Below are 4,439 nucleotides of genomic sequence, written 5' to 3'. Positions count from 1 at the left end.
GTTAACGCCATAGTGGGGGCTCCATTTTCTCAACGAACCGTGAGGCCCCCGATTAATCCCCCAGGAACTACAGATGTCAAAAAACCCGGTAGTCCTTGTCAGGATAACCGGGTAAAGATAAGCTCTTGTTTTCTAAACGTTTCAGGACTCATAGAGATGTCATGAAACTAAAATTTGGCTCCTCTGACTGGGATCGCCTTCGCCATTAACTGGCTGATTGGTAAGCTAAACCTAAAGATTGGGTTTGTCAAGACCACCAGAATGACCACCTTTAGACACGGGTTGTACAAAGCTAGTTAGAGCTCTATGAGGTACGTGATGATCGTTAATAAAGTGACCCTGTAAGGGAAGCGTAGCTAGAGTGAGCATCGAAGATGCAGCCCCAAGTGGAACTGTATGAAAATAGATCCAACAGTTTGCTCAGTGCCAAGAGCTGAAGTTGTTACAGCATTTTGTAGTAATAACTGTTGAGCAGGTCACTAATCGCAAACATTAAGTGCATATTCCGACCCAATCCGGAGCGCTGACATGGCCGCCGAAGGTGCTTGTTACGGCTTTACCAGCATGGGCGAGGGAGTGTGGTCCATCAGCGGTAAAACGGTTGCACTGGAAAGCACTGACGGTAGCATTAGCAGCCGCCTTACGCTGGCGGATACCTTCGCCTGAATACCCACGGTGGCGGCGGACAGGTCTCCCTGGCGCACACCTCACCAGGTGAAACTGGGACGATATAAGCCTGACCGCCGGGAAGAATATCTGTATTACCGGACCTGGCAGCAGGAGGCAACCTGCTGATGAAGGTCTGGGGTGATATCACCGTGACCGCCAACCCGGTTACCGACCACTTCAGGTCAACAAAAAACTCATGGCCAATTGGGATATGACTCCAATGGCAAAGTTCCACCGCATGAACATAAGTTTACTTATAATGAGCGCGGTTATGCTGATAAAAAATACTACCGTGAAGTAGATAAAGATGGTAAGTCTGTTGGTCCTTGGATAGAGGATAAAAAATAGGTGTATTATGTCAAATGATGTATACGGGTATTTATCACCGTCCTTGGGATCAGGTGAGATGATCGCATTGAGACAATATATTTCAGAGAGTTCTGTTAATATTCAATTAATTACGGCTGCTGAATTATATGGTTATCCATCTAATTTCGCTCCAACGGATGATCTTTTTATATTCGATATTGCAGATGGCCCTAATTCAATTAATGCAACATATTTGATAGATTATGATGAATATGATCCTGAAACATCAAATATAGGCTTTCCACCGGGAGCCAAAGATAGGCTTAATATTTTATTGGATACATTGGTTGATATGATTAAGATCACTAATGCTCAAAAAATGATTGTTGCATTAACTGAATGCAATCAAATTGAGACAATAAAAAGAATTAAGTGCTCTGAAATTTATGATGTGATCCATGCGGACTTTGAAGAGTATCAAGCTCCACCTGATACTCTTTATGAAATCACTGTGTAAAACAATCCCGGCCAAATGCGCCGGGATTTTTGCTTTCTAGTCGTTTTCACTGCAGATCAGGCAGTCGTAGCGGTCACGCCTGATCGTCGGAATATCGCCAGTATCGTTGAGCGCCCCCGGAAAATCCTTGATCCACTGGTTCATCTTCTTCTTATTGAAGTTGAGGATGCTTAAGTCTTCGGCGCAGCCCCACAGCTCGCGGGTGTTCTGGGTGGTGATGACGATGCAGTCGGGCATCACTCTGATCCGGATCGGAATTCCCGGCGTAAAGCCCGCCTGTGAAATCACGATAGATGTGGGCAGCCGCGTGAATATCCACCGCGGGGACGACACCACGATTGCCGGTACGCAGGTGAGCGGTAACAGCGTGGTGGCGGATATCGGCGGCGACCTGACCATCAGCAGCCTGCAGGACAGTGATTATTACGATAGCAGGCAGGACAGCATCAGCGGCGGGGCCAGTTTCTCGTTCGGCACCATGACGGGGTCGGGAGGCATCAGCTACAGCAAGGACAAGATGCACTCGGACTACGACAGTGTAATCGAGCAGAGCGGGATATTTGCCGGAGAGGGTGGTTTTGATATCACAGTGAGTAACCATACGCAGCTTGATGGCGGGGCAGATTGCGGAATAGAAGGCGCTGAAAGATCCGCAGGCAATAGAAGCGGCGAAAGCGGCACTGGCAGCGAAAGACGAACTGTCGCCATCAGCCAAAGAACTTGAGCAGCAGATCCGTAATACGGCGTCGGCACCGTATGGTACTGGCAGTGCGTTACAACAGGGTATTCAGGCAGCCACACTGGCGTTGCAGGGGCTGGCAGGTGGAGATCTGCAAGCGGCGATAGCAGGCGAGGCTTCGCCGTATCTGGCAGAGCTGGTGAAATCGATGACCACGAACGCTGACGGTAGCGTGAATGTGGCTGCAAATGCGACGGCTCACGCGGTAGTGGGTGCAGTCGTGGCAGAGTTGCGGGCGGAGAACTGGCGGCGAGAGCGATTGCAGCTAGCTTGTATCCAGATGTGCGGTCAGAAGACCTGACGGAAGAGCAGAAGCAGACTATCAGCGCATTGGGTACACTGGCAGGCGGGCTTGCAGGTGGGCTGAGTGGAGGCAGTACAGCGGATGCGGTGACGGGCAGGCAGGTAAGACGGCGGTTGAGAATAACTATCTGAGCGGTAAGCAGATAGATTCCTGGTCTGCTGAAATGAAGTCCTGTCAGGCTGGCGGCGGGGACTGTAGCGGGGTAAAGTAGAGAAAAAGGTTGAAAAAGGGAAAACAAATAGCGTTGTTATTAATCTGGCAGATACAAAGGCAAGTGTTAGTGATTTGCAGAAACAATTTAGTGATTGGCCTGTTAAAGGGTTAGATAAAATTATTGTAATAGATCAATCAGGCAAGCCAATGAGAATCAAGTAGGAGAATGGGATGGCAATTGATATAACATGTTATACCAAGTTAGATGTTGAGTCATTGCAGCCTAAATTAGATGTAATTAAGTTAAATCATAGTTGTTTATTTGACCAGTCATATCTTATGTATACTGCTCATGAAGTTTTAACTCATGAACAATTAAAATCTATTGAGGATCGAGTTGACAAATATAAAAAGGAAACAGATCTACTAATAGCGGAAGAGTTTGGACTTGAAGAAGCGAGATCGTATTTTATGATATCAGTCAATGATAAATCTTTCCCAAAGTTGAATACTTCTGAAGTAGCAGACATGCTCAGGAAAGAGTTAGGGGAGGAAAATATTATTGTGCTTTTAAATGGTGAAGATCTAATCTAGACCTTGTGATTAATCCCGGCGTAGCCGATGCCGCCCGTGAACTCAGTCTTTACGAATCTCAGCTTTATAACTGGCGCAGCAAACAGCAGCGTCAGACAACCTCATCTGAGCGCGAGAGCGAACAGGTTGCGGAGATTGCCCGCCTCAAACGCCAGTTGGCTGAGCGGGATGAGGAGCTGGCCATTCTCCAAAAGGTCGCGACATACTTCGCGAAGCGCCTGAAATGAAGTATGTCTTTATCGATAAACACCAGGCTGAGTTCAGCATTAAAGCTATGTGCCGTGTGCCGTGTGCCGTGTGCTGCGTGTAGCCGCAGCGGCTGGTATGCGTGGAAGAAACGGTGCACTGTCTTAATGCCCGGCAGCGATTCCGGCAAAGCTGCGACAGCGCCGTCAGTGACGCCTTCGGTCAGGCAAAACAGCGCTACGGTGTGCCTCGGCTGGCCGAAGAGCTGCGTGCGCAAGGTCTGGCGTAAAAGGTGAAAACGATAGCTTCCAGCCTGCGCCGACAGGGATTGCGGGCTAAAGCCTCACGCCGCTTCAGCTATCGTGAATACGGCCTGCCGGTGTCAGAAAATCTGCTGAAACAGGATGTTACGCCAGAGACCCGAACCAGAAGTGGCCAAGCTACATCACATACTTACGTATCGATGAAGGCTGGTGTACCTTGCGGTGGTCATCGACCTGTGGTCGCGATTGGTTATCGGCTGGTCGATGTCATCGCTGATGACCGCGCAGCTGGCCTGTGATGCGCTGCAAATGGCGCTCTGGTGGCGTAAACGGCCGGAGAATATCATCGTTCATACCGACCGGGGTGGGCAGTACTGCTCAGCGGACTATCAGGCGCTGCTGAAACGGCATAATCTGCATGGTAGCATGAGTGGCAGAGGCAACTGCTATGATAACGCCTGTCCGGAAAGCTTCTTCCACTCGCTGAAGGTGGAATGCGTCCACGGAGAGCACTTTGCCAGCCGTGAAATAATGCGGGCCACGATATTTAATTATATCGAGTGTGATTACAATCGCTGGCGACGCCACAGTGCCTGCGGCGGTCTCAGTCCGGAACAGTTCGAAAACCAAACCCTCGCTTAGGTGTGTGTCCACATTACGCGGGTAGGATCACTTCGCGAAGCGCCTGAAATGAAGTATGTCTTT

At 49.2% G+C, this 4,439-nt stretch carries 6 protein-coding genes and 3 pseudogenes; 8 read left to right on the top strand and 1 reads right to left on the bottom strand.

The window, feature by feature from the left end; translation table 11 throughout:
* Positions 1-528 precede the first annotated feature (528 nt).
* Both HMPREF3091_RS22625 and HMPREF3091_RS04135 read left to right on the top strand, forming a co-directional pair.
* Positions 529-666 (top strand): hypothetical protein, encoded by a 138-nt coding sequence (locus tag HMPREF3091_RS22625; RefSeq protein ID WP_168168175.1) that lies wholly within the window; start codon positions 529-531, stop codon positions 664-666.
* 358 nt (positions 667-1,024) lie between these two features.
* Entirely contained in the window at positions 1,025-1,495 is a 471-nt protein-coding gene (locus HMPREF3091_RS04135; RefSeq protein ID WP_070714418.1) for a hypothetical protein, read from the top strand.
* 36 nt (positions 1,496-1,531) lie between these two features.
* Here the strand turns inward: HMPREF3091_RS04135 and HMPREF3091_RS22735 are convergent.
* A pseudogene (locus tag HMPREF3091_RS22735) lies at positions 1,532-1,780 on the bottom strand (SymE family type I addiction module toxin); the annotation flags it as partial.
* Here HMPREF3091_RS22735 and HMPREF3091_RS23050 point away from each other — a divergent pair.
* The 6 genes and pseudogenes from HMPREF3091_RS23050 to HMPREF3091_RS22060 all read left to right on the top strand — a co-directional run.
* Positions 1,662-2,219 carry a hemagglutinin repeat-containing protein gene (locus tag HMPREF3091_RS23050; RefSeq protein ID WP_070714416.1) on the top strand — a complete coding sequence of 186 codons (558 nt, stop codon included), beginning with the start codon at positions 1,662-1,664 and terminating at the stop codon, positions 2,217-2,219. The pseudogene HMPREF3091_RS22735 and the gene HMPREF3091_RS23050 overlap by 119 nt on opposite strands.
* A 163-nt stretch (positions 2,220-2,382) precedes the next feature.
* On the top strand, positions 2,383-2,535 hold the full coding sequence (locus tag HMPREF3091_RS23045) for a hypothetical protein (RefSeq protein ID WP_371328675.1): 153 nt from the start codon (positions 2,383-2,385) through the stop codon (positions 2,533-2,535).
* Complete coding sequence (locus tag HMPREF3091_RS23040) at positions 2,517-2,669, top strand: VENN motif pre-toxin domain-containing protein (RefSeq protein WP_371328674.1); 153 nt, start codon at positions 2,517-2,519, stop codon at positions 2,667-2,669. The genes HMPREF3091_RS23045 and HMPREF3091_RS23040 overlap by 19 nt, the downstream gene beginning before the upstream one ends.
* An 88-nt stretch (positions 2,670-2,757) precedes the next feature.
* A pseudogene (locus tag HMPREF3091_RS23035) lies at positions 2,758-2,913 on the top strand (hypothetical protein); the annotation flags it as partial.
* A 9-nt stretch (positions 2,914-2,922) separates the two neighbouring features.
* Positions 2,923-3,285: a hypothetical protein gene (locus HMPREF3091_RS04120; RefSeq protein ID WP_070714413.1), complete on the top strand. Its 363-nt coding sequence runs from the start codon at positions 2,923-2,925 to the stop codon at positions 3,283-3,285.
* 11 nt (positions 3,286-3,296) lie between these two features.
* A pseudogene (locus HMPREF3091_RS22060) lies at positions 3,297-4,376 on the top strand (IS3 family transposase); the annotation flags it as partial.
* Positions 4,377-4,439 lie beyond the last annotated feature (63 nt).

Origin of the sequence: Hafnia sp. HMSC23F03 (genome assembly GCF_001816025.1) — a bacterium.
Taxonomy (GTDB): domain Bacteria; phylum Pseudomonadota; class Gammaproteobacteria; order Enterobacterales; family Enterobacteriaceae; genus Hafnia; species Hafnia paralvei.
This window is presented reverse-complemented; position numbering and strand designations above follow the sequence as displayed.